The 21,662-nt window shown below is 57.5% G+C and carries 14 protein-coding genes; 7 read left to right on the top strand and 7 right to left on the bottom strand.

Going from position 1 to position 21,662, the window contains the following annotated elements; all coding sequences use genetic code 11:
* Nucleotides 1-146: 146 nt before the first annotated feature.
* Nucleotides 147-1,646, top strand: coding sequence for a sugar porter family MFS transporter (locus SCU88_RS11900; protein ID WP_175342133.1), 1,500 nt, complete (start codon nt 147-149; stop codon nt 1,644-1,646).
* 123 nt (nt 1,647-1,769) lie between these two features.
* Here the strand turns inward: SCU88_RS11900 and betT are convergent, their stop codons facing one another.
* Nucleotides 1,770-3,773 (bottom strand): choline BCCT transporter BetT, encoded by a 2,004-nt coding sequence (betT, locus tag SCU88_RS11895; RefSeq protein WP_175342134.1) that lies wholly within the window; start codon nt 3,771-3,773, stop codon nt 1,770-1,772.
* Between the two features lie 123 nt (nt 3,774-3,896).
* The gene (gene salA, locus SCU88_RS11890) at nt 3,897-5,177 is read right to left on the bottom strand and encodes a salicylate 1-monooxygenase (RefSeq protein WP_206665529.1); all 1,281 of its coding nucleotides are present in this window, start codon (nt 5,175-5,177) and stop codon (nt 3,897-3,899) included.
* A 257-nt stretch (nt 5,178-5,434) separates the two neighbouring features.
* On the opposite strand from salA, the gene SCU88_RS11885 reads away from it, so the two are divergent.
* A complete protein-coding gene (locus SCU88_RS11885; RefSeq protein WP_431810140.1) occupies nt 5,435-6,376 on the top strand; it encodes an aliphatic sulfonate ABC transporter substrate-binding protein in 942 nt (313 codons plus the stop codon).
* Here the strand turns inward: SCU88_RS11885 and SCU88_RS11880 are convergent.
* A complete protein-coding gene (locus SCU88_RS11880) occupies nt 6,373-7,029 on the bottom strand; it encodes an NAD(P)H-binding protein (RefSeq protein ID WP_175342136.1) in 657 nt (218 codons plus the stop codon). The genes SCU88_RS11885 and SCU88_RS11880 overlap by 4 nt on opposite strands.
* A gap of 256 nt (nt 7,030-7,285) precedes the next feature.
* On the opposite strand from SCU88_RS11880, the gene SCU88_RS11875 reads away from it, so the two are divergent.
* Complete coding sequence (locus tag SCU88_RS11875) at nt 7,286-8,635, top strand: amino acid carrier protein (protein WP_175342137.1); 1,350 nt, start codon at nt 7,286-7,288, stop codon at nt 8,633-8,635.
* A 29-nt stretch (nt 8,636-8,664) separates the two neighbouring features.
* Here SCU88_RS11875 and SCU88_RS11870 read toward each other — a convergent pair whose 3' ends face one another.
* The 3 genes from SCU88_RS11870 to SCU88_RS11860 form a co-directional block, all read right to left on the bottom strand.
* A complete protein-coding gene (locus SCU88_RS11870; protein ID WP_175342138.1) occupies nt 8,665-9,927 on the bottom strand; it encodes an oligosaccharide MFS transporter in 1,263 nt (420 codons plus the stop codon).
* Between the two features lie 62 nt (nt 9,928-9,989).
* Entirely contained in the window at nt 9,990-13,061 is a 3,072-nt protein-coding gene (locus tag SCU88_RS11865) for a beta-galactosidase (protein ID WP_175342139.1), read from the bottom strand.
* A 153-nt stretch (nt 13,062-13,214) separates the two neighbouring features.
* Nucleotides 13,215-14,291 (bottom strand): LacI family DNA-binding transcriptional regulator, encoded by a 1,077-nt coding sequence (locus SCU88_RS11860; protein ID WP_175342140.1) that lies wholly within the window; start codon nt 14,289-14,291, stop codon nt 13,215-13,217.
* A 203-nt stretch (nt 14,292-14,494) separates the two neighbouring features.
* Between SCU88_RS11860 and SCU88_RS11855 the strand changes: the two genes are divergently transcribed.
* The 3 genes from SCU88_RS11855 to SCU88_RS11845 are packed head-to-tail and all read left to right on the top strand — an operon-like array spanning nt 14,495 to nt 18,047.
* Nucleotides 14,495-15,928 (top strand): sugar porter family MFS transporter, encoded by a 1,434-nt coding sequence (locus SCU88_RS11855; protein WP_431810139.1) that lies wholly within the window; start codon nt 14,495-14,497, stop codon nt 15,926-15,928.
* A 12-nt stretch (nt 15,929-15,940) separates the two neighbouring features.
* Complete coding sequence (locus SCU88_RS11850) at nt 15,941-16,861, top strand: TIM barrel protein (RefSeq protein ID WP_175342159.1); 921 nt, start codon at nt 15,941-15,943, stop codon at nt 16,859-16,861.
* A 13-nt stretch (nt 16,862-16,874) separates the two neighbouring features.
* Entirely contained in the window at nt 16,875-18,047 is a 1,173-nt protein-coding gene (locus SCU88_RS11845; RefSeq protein WP_175342160.1) for a Gfo/Idh/MocA family oxidoreductase, read from the top strand.
* Nucleotides 18,048-18,243: 196 nt separating this feature from the next.
* Here the strand turns inward: SCU88_RS11845 and SCU88_RS11840 are convergent, their stop codons facing one another.
* Nucleotides 18,244-20,202, bottom strand: coding sequence for an alkaline phosphatase PhoX (locus tag SCU88_RS11840; RefSeq protein ID WP_175342141.1), 1,959 nt, complete (start codon nt 20,200-20,202; stop codon nt 18,244-18,246).
* A gap of 149 nt (nt 20,203-20,351) precedes the next feature.
* Between SCU88_RS11840 and ampC the strand changes: the two genes are divergently transcribed.
* Nucleotides 20,352-21,479 carry a class C beta-lactamase gene (gene ampC / locus SCU88_RS11835; RefSeq protein WP_175342161.1) on the top strand — a complete coding sequence of 376 codons (1,128 nt, stop codon included), beginning with the start codon at nt 20,352-20,354 and terminating at the stop codon, nt 21,477-21,479.
* Nucleotides 21,480-21,662: the final 183 nt, after the last annotated feature.

Genomic DNA, 21,662 nt, shown 5'->3' with positions numbered 1-21,662 from the left:
ATTGCGTTACTGAATAATTAACGATCGGTATCGCAAAATTAAATTTTCATTATTTATGCATATGAAACATTTGATCTAAATTGCTGTAAGGCATTCCGGTCGCAGGGCCGAAGAAGGCCGATCTATCCTCTTATCCTGGAGTCGCTATGACTACGAAAGAAGACTATCTCACTGTCAATAAGGCGTCCGGGCCGAACAGCGATGCCCCGGTAACGCCTTTTGTGAAGGTGGTGGCGCTTATCGCCACACTGGGCGGTCTGCTGTTTGGCTACGATACTGGCGTGATCTCCGGTGCCTTGTTGTTTATGGGCAAGGAGCTACAGCTAACGCCCTTTACCACCGGGCTGGTCACCAGCTCACTGCTGTTCGGCGCCGCATTTGGCGCGCTGCTTGCCGGTCATATGGCTACGGCGGCGGGACGCAAGAAAATCATCATCTGGCTGGCGGTTATCTTTGCCATCGGGGCTGCGGGTACTGCCCTGGCGCCGGACGTCAGCTGGATGGTTTTCTTCCGCCTGGTGCTGGGCGTGGCCGTCGGCGGCGCTGCCGCTACCGTTCCGGTCTATATCGCGGAAATTGCGCCTGCCAACCGTCGCGGCCAGCTGGTGACCTTACAGGAACTGATGATCGTTTCCGGCCAGCTGCTGGCCTATATCTCCAACGCCACCTTCCATGAAATTTGGGGTGGCGACACCACCTGGCGCTGGATGCTGGCCCTGGCGACGCTGCCTGCGATTCTGCTGTGGTTCGGCATGCTGTTTATGCCCGATACGCCGCGCTGGTACACCATGAAAGGGCGACTGGCTGAAGCGCGTCAGGTACTGGAACGCACCCGTGCTAAGGAGGATGTCGAATGGGAACTGATGGAGATAGAAGAGACCCTGGAAGAGCAGAAGGCGCTGGGCAAACCGAGCCTGAAAGAGGTGATGACGCCGTGGCTGATGAAGCTGTTTTTTATCGGCGTCGGTATCGCCGTTATCCAGCAGCTCACCGGCGTTAACACCATTATGTACTATGCGCCCACCATGCTGACCGCCGTGGGGATGAGCGATAACGCCGCGCTGTTCGCGACGGTCTCTAACGGCGTGGTATCGGTGGTGATGACCTTTGTCGGTATCTGGCTGCTGGGGCGAATAGGGCGACGCACCATGACCATGCTGGGGCAGTTCGGCTGTACTCTGTGTCTGCTATTTATCGGCGCCGTCAGCGCTCTGATGCCGGAAACCGTTAACGGCGAAGTCGATGCGTTGCGCAGCTATATGGTGCTGGCGGGTATGCTGATGTTCCTGTGCTTTCAGCAGGGGGCGCTGTCGCCGGTGACCTGGCTGCTGCTGTCGGAGATCTTCCCGACCCGGCTACGCGGCATCTTTATGGGCGGCGCGGTCTTCGCCATGTGGATAGCCAACTTCCTGATCTCGCTCTTCTTCCCGATTCTGCTGGCCTGGGTGGGTCTTTCCGCCACCTTCTTTATCTTCGCCGCCGTCGGCGTGTTCGGCGGTATCTTTGTGATTAAGTGGGTGCCGGAAACCCGGGGCCGCAGTCTGGAGCAGATAGAGCACTATCTGCAGGGCATACTGGATAAGAACGCCTCCCGGCAGCGGCGGGTGCCTGTCCGTAGAGTGAGCGAAGCCAGGCCACCACAATAGCGACCCCGCATGTCGCATGTTTGTGGATGTCAGGAACCTGGCGACGGAAAGTAAAAAAATGCCCCGCTAACGCGGGGCAGGATTGCAGTCCTTCACTCTCCACGCCGGGAGAGTGGTATGGCATTAACGCACCAGATGCAGGAAGTGAATATGCTTCTCGTACTGGTCCAGGACATCATGGATTATCTGATCCTGGGACCAGCCCATCAGGTCATAGTCCTGACCGCCTTCCTTCAGATAAACCTCGGCGCGGTAGTACTTCTGGTCGCCTTCACGCTCTTCTTCTTCCAGCTCGATCAGCGTGAAGGCAGGGCGGGTGTAGGGACGCAGCCGGACTTCATAAACGAAGTTAACGTCATCGCCAAAATCCACTTCCAGGCGGATGCGATTTTCATGGGCGTTATCAACGCTTGCCCTGGCGTTCTGTTTTTCCAGCTCTTCACTCACCATATTCATAGCCGGGTGAATCACCTCTTCCATAAAGCGCCGCACCTGAGAGCGCTTCGGATACCAGGCTATCTGACGCACGCGGCGCTGCCAGGACATCGGATTACGTCCGGCGGGTGCGATGGTGGTGACCTGTTGGCTTTCCTTCTTATAGAAGTCGACCTTGAGCGCCTTCAGAAGCCCCCACATCGAGGTCAGCAACACGATAGAGAACGGCAGGGCGCTGGCGATGGTTACGGTCTGCAACGCAGAAAGTCCACCCGCCAGCAGCAGGGTAATGGCCACCACGCCCATCAGCGCCGCCCAGAAAATACGCTGCCACACGGGGGTGTGTTTAACGCCACCGGATGCCAGGGTATCGACCACCATGGCGCCGGAGTCAGCGGAAGTGACAAAGAACACCACGACCATCGCCATGGCCAGGAACGACAGGGCCTGAGAGAACGGGAAATGCTCCAGGAAGTTAAACAGCGCCAGCGAAACGTCGCTCTGGACGATTTCGGCCAGTTGGGTAGCGCCTTTGTGGGATATCATCTCGATAGCGCTGTTACCGAAGACGGTCATCCAGATAAGGGTAAAGCCCGCCGGAACAAACAGCACGCCGGTCACAAATTCGCGGATGGTACGACCGCGGGAAACCCGGGCGATAAACATGCCGACGAACGGAGACCAGGAGATCCACCATCCCCAGTAGAACAGGGTCCAGCCCCCCAGCCATTCGCTGGATTTGGGCTCATAGGCGTACAGATTGAAGGTCTTGCTGACAATCTCCGACAGGTAGCCGCCGGTGTTTTCCACAAAGGATTTCAACAGCAGCACCGTCGGCCCCAGAGCAATAACCAGTACCAGCAGCAGCAGGGCCAGCCACAGGTTAATCTCTGACAGAATTCGGATGCCCTTGTCCAGACCGCTCACCACCGACAGCGTCGCCATGGCGGTGATCACCACAATCAGGATCACCTGGGTGGTTGGATTAATCGGCAAATCGAACAGATGATTCAGGCCGGCATTGACCTGCAACACGCCGTAACCCAGCGAGGTGGCGACCCCGAATACGGTGCCGATCACCGCGAAGATATCGACGATATGGCCGGGAGTGGAATAGATACGATCGCCGATAATCGGGTAGAGCGCCGAACGCAGGGTCAGCGGCAGGCCGTGGCGATAGCTAAAGTAGGCAAGGATCAACGCCACAATGGCGTAGATAGCCCATGCATGCAGCCCCCAGTGGAAGAAGGTCAGACGCAGCGCCTCTTTGGCGGCCTCCACAGTTTCCGCCGTGCCGGTGGGCGGCGACATATAGTGCATTACCGGTTCGGCAACGCCGAAAAACATCAGCCCGATACCCATTCCGGCGGAAAACAGCATGGCGAACCAGGAGAAATAACTGAAGTCAGGGGTCGCATGGTCCGGCCCCAGCTTAATATTGCCGTAACGCGACATGCCCAGAAAGGCTACCGTCAGCAGTATTAACGCTACTGTCAGAACATAGAACCAGCTGGCATTGGTGAAGATAGCCTGCTGCAACGCTTTAAACCAGACATCGGCGCGTTTGGGAAACAGGGCGGCAAACAGCACCAGCGCGGCGATCAGAATGGCTGAGCCATAAAAGACGGGGGGATTGATGGTTTTTGGTTTTTGTGGGGGAGAGTTGGGGTCCTGATTTATTGTGTTATCCATAAATGCTCCAGAGAAAAATCCGTGTGAACCTTAACATTTTCGGAGCGTTAATAAAAAATTAATCTTAAGTTGAGTAAAAACGGCGGCGAACCGCCGCGATTTCACGGTATCAATCGTTTCGGGTCAGGCACCCAGCGCGCTGCGCGCGCGTTCCAGATCCCGGCGCAGATCGTGTTGCCACAGCCAGTCGAAGCGGGTGGCGAGCTGATGTTCCAACTGCGGACGCTGCCGCGCTGCCAGGCTGCGCATCTCATAGAGATCCCCCGCTTCCGATGAGGTCCGTTGCACTGCCGTGGCCCGGGGGCGCCGCAGGGCATCGTACTGACGCAGTACGACGGGAATATCGCGACGCGTCAGAGTCGGCGCGCTCAGCAGTCGGGACAGGAACCAGGCGTCTTCAATACCCTGACCAGCGCCTGCGCCCTGGTGGGGCAGCATGGCATGGGCGGCATCGCCGATCAGCGCGATATGCCCGGTATGCCAGGTCTCCAGCGGCGGCAGTTCATGCAGCGCCCAACGGCTGGGGCGTTTAATGGCGCTCAGTATCGTGCGCACCGGCGCGCTCCAGCCTTCGAATTCCGCCATCAGCTGTGGACGCGACACCCCGGTAACCCATGGCTCGTCCGGCGCCAGCGCGACGTGGCGCCGGGCGGGGTCGGTACGAAAGGCAACCACGTTAATCAGCGCCCCTTTCTTCACCGGGAAGGTAAGAATATGGGCGTTGTCGCCAAGGTGCATCTGGGGAATATCAATCAGCCGTCGGTCGAATCCCGACCAGTCAAAGCGCCGGTTCAGGGTTTCGGTTTCTATCAGTCCACGCCAGGCCAGTGTACCGGTAAACAACGGATCCACGCGCGCCAGCCCCCGTTCAGTCAGCACGATGTTGCGCAGTGCCGAATGAATACCGTCGGCCCCGATCAACAGATCGCAGCAGGCACGGCTGCCGTCGCTAAATTCAAGGCTGACCCGTCCATCGGCGCCAGTGCGGGCATCGATTATGCGCTTATTAAAGTGCAGGCTGGCGGAGGGCAGCTTTTCGGTCAGCAGATCAAGCAGATCCGCCCGGTGTATCGAAGACTGACCCACCGGTGGCGCCAGGGTGGTGCCGATCAGGTCGGCGCTGGCGGCCGTTCGCCACTCAAACCAGATATCGCGCCACGGCGGCGCCAGGCTGTCTGCGGCTTCGCGGTATGCATCACCCACGCCCAGCCAGTCAAGAATACGCACCGCGTTGGGGCCGATAGAAATACCGGCGCCAACTTCGCTAAAGCCGTGGGCGGACTCATACAGGGAAAGCGAGATATGGGGCAGGCGGCTCAGGGCTAGCGCCAGAGTGACACCGGCAATGCCGCCTCCTGCGATAGCGACCTGCAGGTGTGTCCTGCGGGGCATGGTCTGATTCATTGGCAGACTCCTTAAAACGGGACGGTGTCATTTAGCCTGGCCATATCCCGCCGCGGCGTCTATGGTGCCAGGGCAATAGTTGTGCGGTAATCGAACGTTCGGGCGATAAGAACTAAAAATTGTGAAGCGTCATGCCTTCCGACTGTCCTACGCAAAAGTCATTAGACATTTTTTTGCTATCCGGTTGCAAAATCGGTATTTCAGTCTGCCAGCGCCCGCGCTTTATGCTGCCTGAAACTATTCGGGAGGTGGATCCAGTGAGGCTATTTCGGGGATTGCTACTGGCTGCGGCATTAATTGCGCCTGCGGTTCAGGCGGCGCAGCAGACGATACGTATCGGCTATCAAAAATCATCAACCCTGTTGATGCTGGCAAAGCAGCAGGGCACTCTGGAACAGGCGCTGGCCAGCCATAATATTCGCGTAAAGTGGCACGAATTTTCCAGCGGCCTGCCGCTACTGGAAGCGCTCAATCTTAATAATATCGATATCTCCGCTGATGTGGCCGATACCGTACCGGTCTTTATTCAGGCCGCTGGCGGTGAGCTTATCTGGTTTGCCCGGGAAGCGCCTTCTCCCCGCGCTCAGGCGATTGTGGTGGCGGCTAACTCGCCGCTGCGCCGTATTCAGGATCTGAAAGGGCGAAAAATTGCGGTGACCAAAGCGGCGGGCAGCTACTATCTACTGATTGCCGCCCTGAAACAGGCGGGACTGAGCTTCAGCGATATCACGCCAGCCTGGCTGACACCGGCGGATGGCCGGGCTGCGCTGGAAAGCGGCAGCGTTGATGCCTGGGTCACCTGGGAGCCGTTCGTGACCAGCGCCCGCATTCAGCAGCATGTCCGGATCCTGACCGATGGCGAAGGGCTGGCTGACTACCAGCGTTACTATCTGGCTTCCCGGGCATGGGGTAAGGATAACCCGCAGGTGCTGGCGATCGTCTGGCAAACCCTGCGCCAGGAAGCGGACTGGATTAAGCAAAACCCACACCAGGCCGCAAAACTGCTGGCGCCGCTGTGGGGTAACCTGGCGCCCGATATCGTGGAGCAGGCCAACGCCCGCCGTAGTTACCAGGTTGAACCCGTTACCCGGGAAAGCCTGAAAGAGCAGCAGTCCATTGCCGATGCGTTCTTTGACGCGCGTCTGCTGCCACGGCGCATTGATACCCGCGCCGTGGAGATCTGGTATCCTGCGCCTTAAGCCAGCGCCTGCACCGCCTGAAGCGCGGGGGTATCGCCTTCGGTGATTTCAATAATTTTGCGGCTGACGGCAGAGGTTTCGATCAGGGCGGCAAGGGTCGCGGCCACATCCTCACGCGGGATAGAACCATAAGGAATGGCGAGGCCCGCGTTAATCCGCCCGTTGCCGGCGTCATTGGTCAGAGTGCCGGGGCGCAGAATCACCCAGTCCAGCGGGCTGGCGGCAAGATGCACATCAGCCTGCTTTTTCACCGCCATATAGTTTTCGAAGGTGTCGGAAGGGGCTGCTTTACCGCGCCCGGCTTCCGGGAAGGCGGAAACCAGCAGAAAGCGCGATACTCCAGCCTTAAGAGCCGCAGCTACGGCAATCTCCAGTCCGTGGCCGTCGATGGCGTTAGTCATCTCCTTACCGCCTTTTCCGCCAGCGCCAGCGCTGAACACCAGCACATCGCTGCCAGCGATAAGATCCGCCAGCGCCTGTTCATCCAGCGACTGCAGATCGCCGCGTACCGGCGTGGCGCCCAGCAATTTAAGGGCCGCTTCCTGTTCCGGATGACGGTACATCGCCAGCGCCTGATGGCCCGCCCTGGCCAGTTGTTGAGCCAGACTGCGGCCAACGTTGCCTGCGCCGCCGATAATAAAGACTTTTTTCATTTGCGTTTGCTCCGGAAAGTGAGACATCACGGACTAAGGTAGCATCTGGCAGGGGGCTTTTCATATTCATTGCGTGACAACGTCACTCCCATAGTCTGTTTTTCCAGCAATGCCTGGCCTTAGCGCGTTATTGTGAGCCAGGTAGAGCCATTGTGATTTGCTATTGGTATCGCTCCTGGTTATGAGTTACATCTCTGTAACAAATTGACATAACAATAATGGCCGTACCGACATTACAAACGCTCAGGAGCGAAACATGGCACTCATCACATCATGGCTTTCGGCCATAAACGGCGTGGTATGGGGAGTACCGATGCTAATCGGTATTCTCGGCATTGGTATTTTCCTGCAAATTCGGCTGGCGTTTCTGCCTATCCGTAAACTCGGTACAGGCTTTCGACTGCTGTTCGAACGTAACCACAACCGGGGCGAGGGGCAGATTTCGCCCTTTAATGCGCTGATGACCGCGCTTTCGGCGACCATCGGCACCGGAAATATCGCCGGGGTGGCGACGGCGGTCGTGATGGGGGGGCCGGGCGCGCTGTTCTGGATGTGGATGACCGCTCTGGTGGGAATGGCGACCAAATATGCCGAAGCGGTGCTGGCGGTGCGATTCCGCGAGCAGGACGCTAACGGCAACCATCTGGGTGGCCCCATGTACTACATCAAGCACGGTCTGGGTGCGAAGTGGATGTGGCTGGGGACGCTGTTCGCCTTTTTCGGCAGTATCGCCGGATTTGGCATTGGCAATACGGTGCAGGCCAACTCGATTGCCGACGCCATGAGCAGTAACTTCGGGGTTTCGCACTGGGTGACTGCCGCCATTCTGGTGGTGCTGGTCGGGGCCGTGCTGATCGGTGGTATTAAGCGTATTTCCGACGTGGCGGGCAAACTGGTGCCGGTAATGACAGTGGGCTACTTCGGCGCGGGGATTATTGTGCTGGGGCTGAACGTTAGCGCTATTCCGGCCGCCTTCGAGCTAATTATTACCTCGGCCTTTACCCCGGTGGCCGCTCAGGGCGGCTTTGCGGGTGCGGCGGTGTGGGCCGCCATCCGCTTCGGGGTGGCGCGCGGCGTCTTTTCGAACGAAGCGGGGTTGGGCAGTGCCCCCATCGCTCACGCTGCGGCGAAAACCCAGAATCCCATTCGCCAGGGGCTGATCGCCATGCTGGGCACCTTTATCGATACCATTATCGTCTGCTCGGTGACCGGGCTGACCATTATTATCAGCGGCCAGTGGCTGAGCGGTGAAACAGGGGCTACGCTCACGTCTGTCGCGTTTTCCAGCACGCTGCCCGGCGGTAATTACATTGTGGCGATAGCGCTGGCAATTTTCGCCTTCACCACCATTCTGGGCTGGAGTTTTTATGGCGAAAAGTGCATCCAGTTCCTGGCGGGGCCAAAGTCGGTAATACCGTTCCGCATAGCCTGGATTATCGCGCTGCCCATTGGCGCCACCCAGTCACTGGACTTTGTCTGGCTGCTGGCAGATACCCTGAACGCCATGATGGCCATTCCCAACCTGATTGCGCTGGCCCTCCTGAGCCCGGTGGTCTACCGACTCACCCGGGATCATATTCAGGACGTTAACGCCGCGACAATCTGATCGATGGCCGCCCCCGGGCGGCTTTCTTTTCACGCCAGCTCTTTTTTCGGCTTACTGAATGATCTGATAGCCTCCAGCGGCCCCATACCGCTCAGGGTGAAGGCTGAAATCAGGGTAAAGGTCAGCGCCACCAGTCCAAGCGCCAGATAAGCGCCGTGAAAACCGACCCGGTCATACATAAATCCGGCAAACAGCGACATAAAGATCATCGCCAGTTGCTTAAAGAAGCAGAAACAGACCAGATAGATAGTGGCTGAAAAGCGCACCTCAAACTGGGTAGTGATGTATTTAAAGCAGCCGACGATAAGGAACGGCAGCTCAAGCATATGCAGTGTTTTGAGCACCACCACTTCCAGCGGAGAGGTGGCGAACGACGAGCCAATAATCCGGACTGACATAATAAAACCGGCCAGCAATAGCGCATTCTTACCGCCAATCCGGTTAACAATGAGCGGTGCAAAAAACATGATGCAGGCATTCAGCAATTCGCCCATGGTGGTGACATAGCCAAATACCCGCGTCCCCTGGTCTCTGGTGGCAAACAACGAGGTAAAGAAGTTAGCGAACTGCTGATCGAACACGTCATAGGTGCAGGAAACTCCTACCACATAGAGCGACAGGAACCACAGCTTCGGCTGCTTAAAGAGCTCCAGTGCCAGCCGCAGACTGAAAGGCGAATGGTTCGCCCCCAGAGAATCCGCCACCTGAGCAGAAGCGGGCGCCGCAGGTTTAACGAAAAACAGCAGGATAGCCAGGATCACCGCACATCCCGAACCCAGCCAGAACACGAACTGGTTATTGATGGTGAACATAATGCCGACCACCGAGGCGCACAGCGCCCAACCCACACAGCCGAACAGACGCGCCCGGCCAAATTCGAACTGGCTGCGGCGACTGACTTTTTCAATATAGGCCTCAATGGCTGGCGCACCGGCGTTATAGATAAACCCCAGGTAGATCCCGCCCACGATGGAACCCAACAGAATATGGGTTTGCAGCAGCGGCCCGAACACATAAATAAAGAAGGGGGCGAACATCACCAGCATGCCGGTAATCATCCACAGCAGATGCTTCCTCAGACCTAACTTATCCGAAAGCAACCCAAATATCGGCTGAAACAACAGCGAAAATAAAGAGATACAGGCGAATATAATCCCGGTGTCGCTCTTGCTTATCTGGTTGATGTCATGCAACCAGATAGGAAAGAAGGGGAAATAGGCCCCCATAATGAAAAAGTAGAAAAAAAAGAACAGCCCAAAGATCCAGAAATTGGTGTTTTTTAAGTAGTACATGGAATTTATCCTTAGGGTATCTGCGGGCAGGCCCATCCCGGCCTGCCCGATAGGGCAGATGATTAACGGCGAGCCCAGCTCACCGCGTAGTGGTAGTGCCGCTGTTCAAGTAAAAACTCGGGCGCAACGCTCGGGCTCCAGGAATCATCGCCGCCGACCCCCATATGGAATCCATCAAGGTTCAACCAGCTTCCGGGCTCCTCTTTAAGTAAATGACGGTGCGAAGTCTCCATCAGTTGTTTCTGGCTGTAGCGACTCAGGTTGAAATGGAAATGGCCACGCCACCGGTTGGCGCCATAATCAAGCCGCGTGGTATCACAGCGCAGGCCGTTCTCGGTCGGGAAAACATAAGGGGTGTACATTTCGGTGAGCGGGCGTTGCCAGAGATCGAAACGCGCCGAACTTTTGCGGTCGGGATAATTTTCATGGGGACCGAGCCCCAGCCAGGCCACTTGTGGATTCACTTCCGTTAACTGACAGGTAAGCCCGATACGCGCCGGCGCTGGCGTATCCTGGCCAGTCTCTACATCCACCGTAATATGCAGCTCGCCATGGCTGTCGATGCAAAAGGTTTTACGGCTGATAAACAGAGTCTTACCCCTGGCCTGCCAGCAATGTACCGTGGTTATCTGGACCTCTGCGTTCAGCGTTCCGGCATCCATATTCACCAGCCGGGCGCTCATCTCATACAGGCCAGCCGCTTTCCAGCGCTCGACCCAGGCGTTGGGATCAATGCGCGAGGCTTCGCTAACGCCGATATCGTTGTCCAGCGGGGCGCGGGTGAACTGATCCTGAAGCGGTGTCGCCAGGGTTGGTTGCCCGTGGCTGAACCACTGGCAGAGCAGGCCGCTTTCGCGATCGAAGCGCCAGTGCTGAGCGCCGTGACGCACCTCGATAAACGCGTCGTTTGTCTCAAGCTCGGGCGCAGCCCCCACAACAAAAGCGTCGGGTTCGCTGAGCCGGGTCGCCAGTCGCCACTGATCCCAGGCGCACAGGTGACCGGCGTCGCACCAGGGGGTTGCCTCGATGTGCCGCACCTCAACGTTGAGCCATAGCTGGCCGCTGCGGTCTACGTCGGGAAGGTCGAGAGTAATAATCTGCTGGCCCTGCGGGGCGATATTCAAAAGCGCCTCGCCGCAGGCAAGGGATTCACCGTCCAGCTTCAGCGTCCAGTGCAGGCGCTCGTTGTCCGTGGTACGGAACAGATATTCGCTGGTCACTTCCAGCCGGTTGCCGGGCAGCAGCCGGAACTGGAAAAACTGTTGTGCCTGCAAGGCTTCATACAAAGCGGGATGCGCAGTGCGATCGGCAAAGACCAGACCGTTCATGCAGAACTGGCGGTCGTTAGGGGTATCGCCAAAGTCACCGCCATAGGCGGACCAGGGCTGGCCGTTTTCATCATATCGAGTCAACGACTGGTCAACCCAGTCCCAGACAAAGCCTCCCTGCAGGCGCGGATGCTGGCGAAAGGCATCCCAGTATTTGCGAAAGCCGCCCAGACTGTTGCCCATAGCATGGGCGTATTCGCACAAAATGAGCGGTCTCGACTCATCAGGCAGACCAATCCACTTTTTAATTGACCACTTAGGCACCTGAGGGAAGGGCTGATCCTGATCCACCCTGGCGTACATCGGGCAGACAATGTCAGTTGCTGGCGTATTAGCACCGCCGCCTTCGTACTGGACCGGGCGGCTGGGATCGCTGGCTTTTATCCAGTGGTATAGCGCGTCATGGTTGCCGCCATACCCGGATTCATTGCCCAGCGACCAGATAATAATGGAGGGATGGTTACGATCGCGCTGCACCATGCGGGTAACGCGCTCCATCATGGCCGGGAGCCAGCGGGGATCTTCGCTCAGCCGGTTCATCGGCACCATGCCGTGGGTTTCAATATTGGCTTCGTCCACCACATACAGCCCATAGTAATCACAGAGCCGATACCACAGCGGATGATTGGGATAATGGGAGCAGCGGACGGCGTTAAAGTTATGCTGCTTCATCAGCAGAATATCGCGACGCATGGTATCGACATCCATCACCTGACCATTTTCAGGATGATGTTCATGGCGGTTGGTGCCGCGAATCAGCAGCGGCTTGCCGTTCAGCTTCAACTGACCCTGATGGATTTCAACCTTACGGAATCCGACGTCACAGGCTTCGGCTTCCAGTAACTCGCCATGACGTTTCAACACCACCACGGCGCGATAGAGCGCTGGCTGTTCAGCGCTCCACAGGCGAGGTTGCTTAACCGCCAGACGCAGAGTGGTGCGATCGCGCCAGGCGCCGCGCTCATCCACGATATCGCTGCCAATGGCCTGCTGCTGTTCGCCAATGAGGCTGTCGCCCAGCCACAGTTGCAGAGCTATCTGGCAATCCTGTGTTACGTCGCCGTCCAGCGCCACCAGCGCTTCCAGCTCGCCATGCGTAAAGTCTTCGTTCAGGTGGGGCGTAAGCCGCATGTCAGATAACCGGGTATCCGGCTTATGCAACAGGGAAACATCGCGGAAAATGCCGCTCATGCGCCACATATCCTGATCTTCCAGATAAGTGCCGTCGCTCCAGCGCAGTACCAGCACGGCAATGCGATTGGCGCCAGGCTTCAACGCCTGACTCAGGTCAAACTCCGAAGGCAGACGGCTGTCCTGCGCGTAGCCTATCCATTCACCGTTACACCATAAATGAAATGCGGAGTTCACCCCGTCAAACACAATCCGGGTTTGACCGCTCTCCAGCCAGTCAGTATCCACATTAAATGTGAGCGAGTAACATCCCGTGGCATTATCCCGTGGAACCCGGGGCGGATCGACCGGAATGGGGTAGGTCACATTGGTATAAATGGGGGCATCGTAACCCAGCATTTGCCAGTTAGAGGGAACCTGAATCATATCGGCATCGCTCAGATCTTCATCAATCCAGCGTTCAGGAACCGCTTCGGGACAGGGGAAGTAGCTAAAACGCCATGCGCCGTTAAGGCTGCGCAACGCGGGGGATGGGGCGTCGTGCCGGGCATTTTCGACACTGCGCCAACTGGAAAATGGCGGATGGGCATCAAGCTGGTGTAACTGAGTCACGGCGGGATTTTCCCAGTCCCGGCGTGCCAGAATCGCGGCAAGCGAAAGCGCCTTGTTAGTCATTGTAGGGTTCCTTGATTTGTTTTGTTACTCGCTCACATTTTTACGGAGTATGATTTTGACGATCGATGATGTAAAGACGCATCGCCGTATTCGGTGATGCGCTTCACAATAGACCTGAGGGAGGGGGAAGAGGAAAACGGTTAAAGCGCGGCGCTATTTCAACCGCCCAACCTGGTGCGCCAGCCGGGTCAGAGCATCAGCCAGTTGCCGGGCAGAGGGGGTATCGCTGCCCGGCGCAGCGGTGGTTTTACGTTCCACCAGACTCACGGTCAGAAGATCGTCCGGTACTTGTTCACCGCCAATCAGCGCGACCATGCGTTCCACGCTCACCTGGCCCAGCGTCCTGAAGTCCTGTTTGATGGTGGTCAGCGGCGGGATAAAACAGGCGCTGTCTTCGGTATCGTCGTAGCCCACGACGGAAACGTCACGGGGAACACCCAGCCCGAATTCATGCAGCGCCCGCAGCGCGCCAAGCGCCATCTGATCGTTAGCCACCAGCAGGGCGCCTGGCTGTACCCCTTCGTGGAGCATCTGCTGTACCTGCTGATAGCCGGAGAGTGAACCCCAGTCGCCATGGAGCTTCGCCACCGGCGTTAGCCGGTGTTCAGACAGGTGCTGTAACCAGCCGTCAAAACGCAGACGGGCAGAAACAGAACTGGCTGGCCCCCCCAACAGCGCGATGTGCCGGTGGCCGAGCTGAACCAGGTGCTCCACACCCAGTCGCGCCCCCATGTCGGGATCGAAAACCGAATGGCGCGCCGCTACGGTCGGGGAAACATCAAGGAACAGCGCCGGTACGGCACCGCATGTGCGCTGCATCTCCAGCGCATCGGCATCTTCCAGCGGAATATTGATGATAATGCCGTCTACTCGCTGGGAAAGCAGGCTGTTTATCGCGGATCTGGTGGCTTCCAGGCCCGGCTGCTCAACCATGGAAATCACCACATTAAACTGCATCTCTCCGGCTTTCGACTTAATGGCGGCGGCAATCTGCGAGGGAGCATGCAGCGCAAGGGTGGTGGTGGCGAAACCTATCGTGTGACTGTGCTTGCCTGCCAGCTGCTGCGCCACGCGGTTAGGCACATAGTTGAGGTCGCTCATCGCCGCCTCGACTTTGAGGCGGGTTTTCTCAGAAACCTGCGCCGCCCGGTTTACCACCCGTGAAACGGTCTGGTAAGAGACACTGGCATGCTTAGCCACATCGTACAGGGTCACAGACTTCGGTTTCATAGCGATTCAGCTTCCTTATCAGTCACGTTACGGGCGCGGCCATTCTACACTGAATCTCTTCTTCGATATTGACGGTTTTCCATCACCATCTCGCGTGCTTCACTGCAAACTTTGAACCCCATCAAAGAACAAACATTTCATATTTGGAATTTATGAAATATTAATTCAGTTTTTAATTCACATTTTGCTGTGGAACTGAATACGTGAAGAAAACAGACGCTAAACACAATATCCGCTATGTGATGGCTATTTGCTGCGTAGCGGCATTAGGGGGCCTGCTGTTCGGCTATGACTCTTCGGTGATCTCCGGCGCCATCGAGCCCCTTAGCCATCACTATCAGCTAACGCCCGCCCAGACCGGCTGGGCCGTGGCGAATGTCATCATCGGCTGTGTGGCGGGTTGCCTGACGGCCGGTTGGCTGGCCGATCGCATCGGGCGTAAAAAAAGTCTGATCTTCACCGCAGTGCTGTTTATCGCCTCGGTATTGGGTACTGCGCTGGCGCCGGACTTCACCACTTTTGTGCTGTTTCGCATGCTGGGCGGCGTGGGGATCGGCATCGCTTCGGTGGTTTCGCCGGTCTATATCGCCGAAGTGGCGCCCAAAGATTATCGCGGACGGGCGATGACTATGCATATGATCTGCTGCACCGGTGGTCAGGTACTGGTGCTGGCCACCAACTATCTGATAGCCAAAGACGCGTCGCCCCAGTGGCTGGCGGAAACTGGCTGGCGCTGGATGCTGGGATCCGCGTTCGTACCCTGCGTACTGTTCTTTATCTTCGTTGGCTTTATTCCGGAATCTCCGCGCTGGAATACCCTGGTGGGTCGTCACCAGCAGGCGCTGGATACCCTGACTCGTATCTCTAACCCGCAGCACGCCCGGCACGTGCTGGCAGAAATTCAGGCGTCGCTGAGCGCTGAAAACCAGCAGGGCGTTACCCGGGAAAAAGTCACCTTTAACCGCCGTACCCTGATCTTTCTGACCCTTGGGGTCGGGCTGGCGGCCTTTAATCAGTTGACCGGCATCAACGTTATCCAGTATTTCGGGCCGACGCTGCTGATGAACGTGACCGACGATATGGAGCAGGCGATGTTTATGACCATCTGGCTTGCCGCGCTGCAGTTCGTCGGGGTGCTGGGTGGAATGAGCCTGATAGACAAAGTCGGTCGCCGGGCGCTGCTGCTGGTCGGCTCGTTGGGCTCCGCCTGCTGTCTGTTATTCACCTTCATCACCTTCTATTACGGGGTTAAAGGCATTGTGTCTGTGGTGGGGCTGTTCGGCTATATGCTGCTGTTCGGCGCCACCTGGGGGCAGGTGGTCTGGACCGTGATTGGTGAGATTTTCCCCACCCGCCTGCGGGCCGCCGGAATGGGTTTTTCCATTGGTGCGATGTGGATAGCCAACTTCCTGGTCAGCCAGTCGTTCCCGATGATGAATATGAACCCCTGGCTCAGCCATACCTTCCACGGCGGATTCCCGCTGCTGCTGTTTACTGCCAGTTCGCTGCTGTCGTGGTGGTTTGTGAAGGCGCTGCTGCCTGAAACCAAAGGGGTTTCGCTGGAAGGCATGGAGCAGCACGTGCTGGACCATGTGGCACGTCAAAAGTCGGCGCAGACCGCAAAAACACTCTCATAAAAGGAGCTCATGATGACCATGCTTATCGCTAATGCCCCTTGCAGTTGGGGCGTGGATGACCCCAAAAACCCGAACCTGCCGCCGTGGCAGAAGGTGCTGGATGAGGCCGCTACCGCAGGCTATCGCGCCATTGAGCTGGGGCCCTGGGGATATCTGCCCACTGAAGTTAAGCCCCTGAGCACGGCGCTGGAGCAGGCCGGTCTGGCGCTGGTGGCCGGGACTATCTTTGACGATCTGGTCAGCGAGCATCACTTCCCACGAATTCTTGAACTGACCCACAGCATCTGTCGCAATCTCTCTCAGGCGCCCGTTGCCCGGCAGCCAGATGGCGAAAACTCGCCCCCGTATCTGGTGATTATCGATTTTGGCGATCCCCGCCGGGCGCAGTTTGCCGGGCAGTCTGAACGTGCGCCGCGTCTGGCTCCCGCCGACTGGCAGCGCATGGTGGAACACATCACCACTATCAGCCATATCGCCTGGCAGGAGTACCGGGTGCGGCCGGTGATTCATCCCCATGCCGGTGGCTGTATAGAATTCGCCGATGAGATAACGCGACTGGCCGGGGATATTCCCCACCAGACCGCCGGTTTCTGCCTGGATACCGGCCACCTTTACTACTCGGGAATGGATCCCGTCGCCTGGTTGGATCGCTATTTTTCGCGTCTGGATTATCTGCATTTTAAAGATGTGAATGCCGAACGCCATCGTGAACAACTGACGCTGGGGGCGGACTTTTTCAGCGCCTGCGCGGCGGGGGTGATGTGTCCGTTGGGGCAGGGCGCCATCGACTATCCGGCGATACGCGATCTGCTCCTCGAACGCCGCTATCGCGGCTGGATAACGCTGGAGCATGAACGCGACCCGCGCGATGCCCACAGCAGCCTGCATGATGTCACCGAAAGTCTGCGCTACCTGCGCGGTATCGGTTTTTAACGGAGAGAAAGAGATGATTAACGGTATCAAACCGCTGGAACGCTCCCTGCGCTGGGGCATGGTGGGCGGCGGCGGCACCAGCCAGATTGGCTATATTCATCGTTCCGCAGCGCTGCGTGACGGTACTTTTACGCTGGTGGCGGGGGCGTTCGATATCGATGCCGCCCGGGGCCGCGCCTTTGGCGAACGGCTGGGGGTGGCGGGCGATCGCTGCTACAGCGACTACCAGACGCTGTTTCAGGAAGAGGCGAAGCGCCCGGACGGCATTGAGGCCGTCTCTATCGCCACGCCCAATAATACTCACTACGCTATCTGCCGTGCGGCGCTGGAAGCCGGGTTACACGTGGTTTGCGAAAAGCCGCTTTGCTTTACCAGCGAACAGGCCGACGCGCTGGTGGCCCTTAGCCGAAAGCAGAATAAGATTGTCGGCGTGACCTATGGCTATTCAGGGCACCAGATGATCCAGCAGGCGCGCCAGATGGTGGCGAACGGCGATCTCGGCGAGATTCGCATTGTGAATATGCAGTTTTCGCACGGTTTCCACCATCGTGCGGTGGAGCAGGATAGCCCCAGCACCCGCTGGCGGGTCGATCCGAAATTTGTCGGGCCCAGCTACGTGCTGGGAGACCTGGCGACGCATCCGCTGTTTCTGGCGGAAACCATGGTGCCCGCGTTGAAAATTCGCCGTCTGATGTGCTCGCGCCAGAGCTTTGTTCAGTCCCGGGCACCGCTGGAAGATAACGCCTTTGTATTGATGGAGTATGACAACGGCGCGGTCGGCTCCATGTGGACGTCAGCGGTGAACAGCGGGGCGATGCATAGTCAGAAGGTGCGCATTGTCGGCGAGAAGGCCAGTCTGGAATGGTGGGATGAGCACCCCAATCAACTGCGCTATGAAGTGCAGGGACAACCGGCGCAGATACTCGATCGCGGCATGCCTTATCTGGCCGATACGGCGCTGGAGGAAGATCGCATTGGCGCCGGGCATCCGGAAGGGCTGTTCGAAGCCTGGTCGAATCTCTACCGGCGCTTCGCCGTCGCTATGGATGCCAGTGACAGAGGGGATACCGACTTCCTGGCACAATTCTGGTATCCGGATGTTCATGCCGGCGCCATGGGGGTACGCTGGGTGGAAAATTGCGTGCGATCCGCCGATAGCGGCAGCGCCTGGGTGGAGTTTATCTGACAGCAGTGCCGCCCCGCAGGGCGGCACTCAGGTTGATGACAAAGAGGGAAAAAACGTGGTTTTTCCCTCTTTGTGGTTATCAGCCGAAAATCAATGAATTGATTTTCCTTGTTTATTTTTCTGGTGATTCAGGCCGAACGCGTTCGGCCCAGGTTTGTCATCCGTCTCAATGCCGCCCCGCAGGGCGGCATTAGCATCAGGTGCCGATCGGCCCGCCATCTTCCCGGGTAATCACCACGGTGGCCGAACGGGGTCGCCCGTTGGGTTGGGCATCCGGCCAGGTGGAGACCGCCTGGGGATTCGCAGGGTCTGAGACATCGCCGCCTTCACCAGGATGCTGAATATTGATAAACAACGTGCGGTTATCCGGCGTAAAGGCGATGCCGGTAATTTCACAGCCCCGCGGGCCGGTCAGGAAACGCCGATATTCATTGGTGCCAGGCACCGTTGCCACCATCTGGTTATTGCCCATTCCGGCATAGGCCTTCTGGTTAATGGTGGACGATGACACATCCGTCTGGATCCACAGTACGCCGCGATGATCGAAGGAAAGACCGTCCGGGCTGCCGAAGGCCGCCCCCTGCATGGTGCCTTTGGCGTTTTTATCGTCGGTGTCGGTACGGCCTGCCAGCACCAGAATATCCCACTGAAAGCGGGTAGAGGCCGGTGAATCGTCGGCTTCGGTCCAGTGCATGATATGACCAAACAGGTTTTTCGCCCGGGGATTGGCGGCATCGACCGGCGCTTTGCCTTCGGTGCCGCGATCGCTGTTGTTGGTCAGCGTACAGTAGACGCTGGCGCTGCGATTCGGATCGACGGCTACCCACTCCGGGCGATCCATTTTAGTGGCCCCCAGCAGGTCCGCCGCCAGTCGGGTTTTGATCAGCACTTCCGCCTGACTGGCAAAACCGTTGCTGCTATCAAGCCCATTTTTGCCATGGACCAGCGCCAGCCATTCACCGCTACCGTCGTCGTTAAAGCGGGCCACATACAGGGTGCCGGACTCCAGCAGCCGCATGTTGGAGTCGCGGTCTTGCGGGTTGTAGCGGCCGTCGGAAACGAATTTATAGATATATTCAAACTTCTGGTCGTCGCCCATATAGACCACCACCCGTCCGTCATCCGCCAGGGTTACCGTGGCCCCCTCATGCTTGAAGCGACCCAGGGCGCTATGTTTACGTGGAGTAGAATCCGGCGAATAAGGATCAATTTCCACCACCCAGCCAAAACGGTTGGGTTCATTCGGGGTTTTATCGACGTTAAAGCGGTCGTCCACCTCGCTCCAGCGGTAAGATTCATCGCTGTCGCTAATGCCGTAGCGCTGTTCCAGCGCGTTGCGCTCGCCGTGTTTCACAAAAATATCCGACCAGTTCTCTTCGCAGGTCAGGTAAGTTCCCCAGGGGGTATGGCCGCAGGAGCAGTTCTGCATGGTGCCGAATACAGTTTCACCTGCCGGATCGGCAGCGGTCTTCATCAGCGCATGGTGGCGCGCCGGGCCGGAAAGCTGCATTGGCGTTCCCACGGTAATACGGCGGGCATATTCCGAAGGACGAACCACTGTCCAGTCGCCATCGCGTTTTTGCACCTCGATCACCGAAATCCCCATGGCGTTCTGACCTTTACGGGCTTTATCCAGTCGCCAGTCGGCCATGCCGTCGTGGAACAGCAGGCCGTTATCGATATATTCATGGTTCAGCGCCAGCAGTCCGTGTTCGGCATTATCAGAGCCGCGCGGCAGGCTGAACCAGGCCATTCCATCATGGTGCATGCCCGCCTGGGCCGCCTGTTCGGCGGTGGTATTGGTGGCATCAGGCTTAAAGGCGGGCAGATTATCGCGCAGTCCCACCGGATCGCCCCAGCGGTAAAAGGGACGGGCGACATAACCTTCGGGGACGATAACCCGGTCTTCCGTCGATACCGGAATACTGGCAAAACCCAGCGCAACGGCGTGGGCGAGCGGCGTTTTCGCGCCTGCGCTTTGCGGCATCAGGAGCGACGGCAGGGTAACGGCGGCGCCTGCCACCATTCCCATCTGTAAGAAGCGGCGGCGCGAAAGATATGCGCTGGCGACCTGGGAAAAGGCGCGATTATCGCTGGGGTTGCTAATCTCTTCCCGGTGCTCTTGTTTAAATACGGCGGTTAAGGGTCTGCTCATTATGGCTTCCTGTCTCAGTCACGTGACCAGGGAGCAGTGTAAGAGTCGTTTGTTACAGTTTTATAACATTGCATTCCGTGGTTGCATTATGTCCCGTCGGACTGAATGATGTGGGTGCCAACAAACAATAAAAAGGATTCTGGGTGATGATGCGTTTTATGATTTCCGGGCTTGTATTGTGCTGCGCGTCTGGCGCGATGGCCCAGCAGTACAATAGCGCTATTGATGCCGCTGTTAAGCCGGTAATGGCTAAATATCAGCTACCGGGCATGGCGATTGCCGTACTGCACAACGGTAAAACCCGCTTTTATAACTACGGCGTGGCCTCAAAGCAGAGCCAGACGCCGGTGACTGAACAGACGCTGTTTGAGATAGGTTCCCTGAGCAAGACCTTTACCGCCGCGCTGGCCAGCTATGCGGTGGAGCAGGGCAAAATGGACTGGCGCGATCCGGTGAGCCACCGGATGCCGGAACTTAAGAATAGCGCCTTCGACCGGGTCACGCTGCTCAACCTGGCGACCCATACTTCCGGCCTGCCGCTGTTTGTGCCGGACAGCGTGCGGGATACCCCTCAACTGATGGCCTGGTACAAAGCCTGGCGGCTGCCTTCGCCCCCGGGCTCCCGCCGGGTTTACTCTAACCTGGGCATAGGGCTGTTGGGGATGATTAGCGCCCGACAGCTGGAATTACCCTTTAAACAGGCCATGGAGCAGCGGCTGTTACCCGCCATGGGGATGCATCACACCTGGATAGAGGTGCCCCAGGATAAGATGGGGGACTATGCTCAGGGATATAACAAGGAAGACCAGCCGGTTCGGGTGACGCCTGGACCGCTGGATGCCGAATCCTATGGACTGAAATCCAGCTCCGCCGATCTGATCCGCTGGCTGGCCGTTAATATGGGCCAGCAGAAGGTGGATAACGACTGGCAGCAGGCGGTTTCCGCCACTCATCATGGGTATTTCCACACCCGGGATTTCACCCAGGCGATGATGTGGGAATACTACCCCTGGCCGGTGAATGCGGAAAAACTGGTGGCAGGCAATAGCGGTAAACGCATTCTTAACGGGATGCGCGCCAGCGCCATTACGCCGCCCAAAGTCGCCAGCGGTAGCACCTGGTATAATAAGACCGGCTCTACCAACGGTTTTTCTACCTATGCGGTGTTTATTCCGGCGGAAAATACTGCGGTGATTATGCTGGCTAATAAGTGGTTCCCGAATGACGATCGGGTGCAACTGGTCAGAGAAATTATCGGTCAGTTAACCGATAAATAACCCCTACAGAGGGGCCTTAACGGTCCCTTTTAAATAAATTATTTTGCTATTCCCACACTCTTTTCTATCCTCTAATAAGCCTTGTCTTATCGCGATAATACTTATTAATTCAGAATAACTCCCCGATGCGTGTGCATTATTAATTCTGCACGCCGAGGCTTATTGATGCCTGAAACCAGGCGC

Origin of the sequence: Jejuibacter sp. L23, assembly GCF_050815825.1 — a bacterium.
Lineage (GTDB): Bacteria > Pseudomonadota > Gammaproteobacteria > Enterobacterales > Enterobacteriaceae > Jejubacter > Jejubacter calystegiae.
The sequence above is the reverse complement of the archived record's forward strand: the minus strand, read 5'-3'. Positions and strand labels throughout refer to the sequence as shown.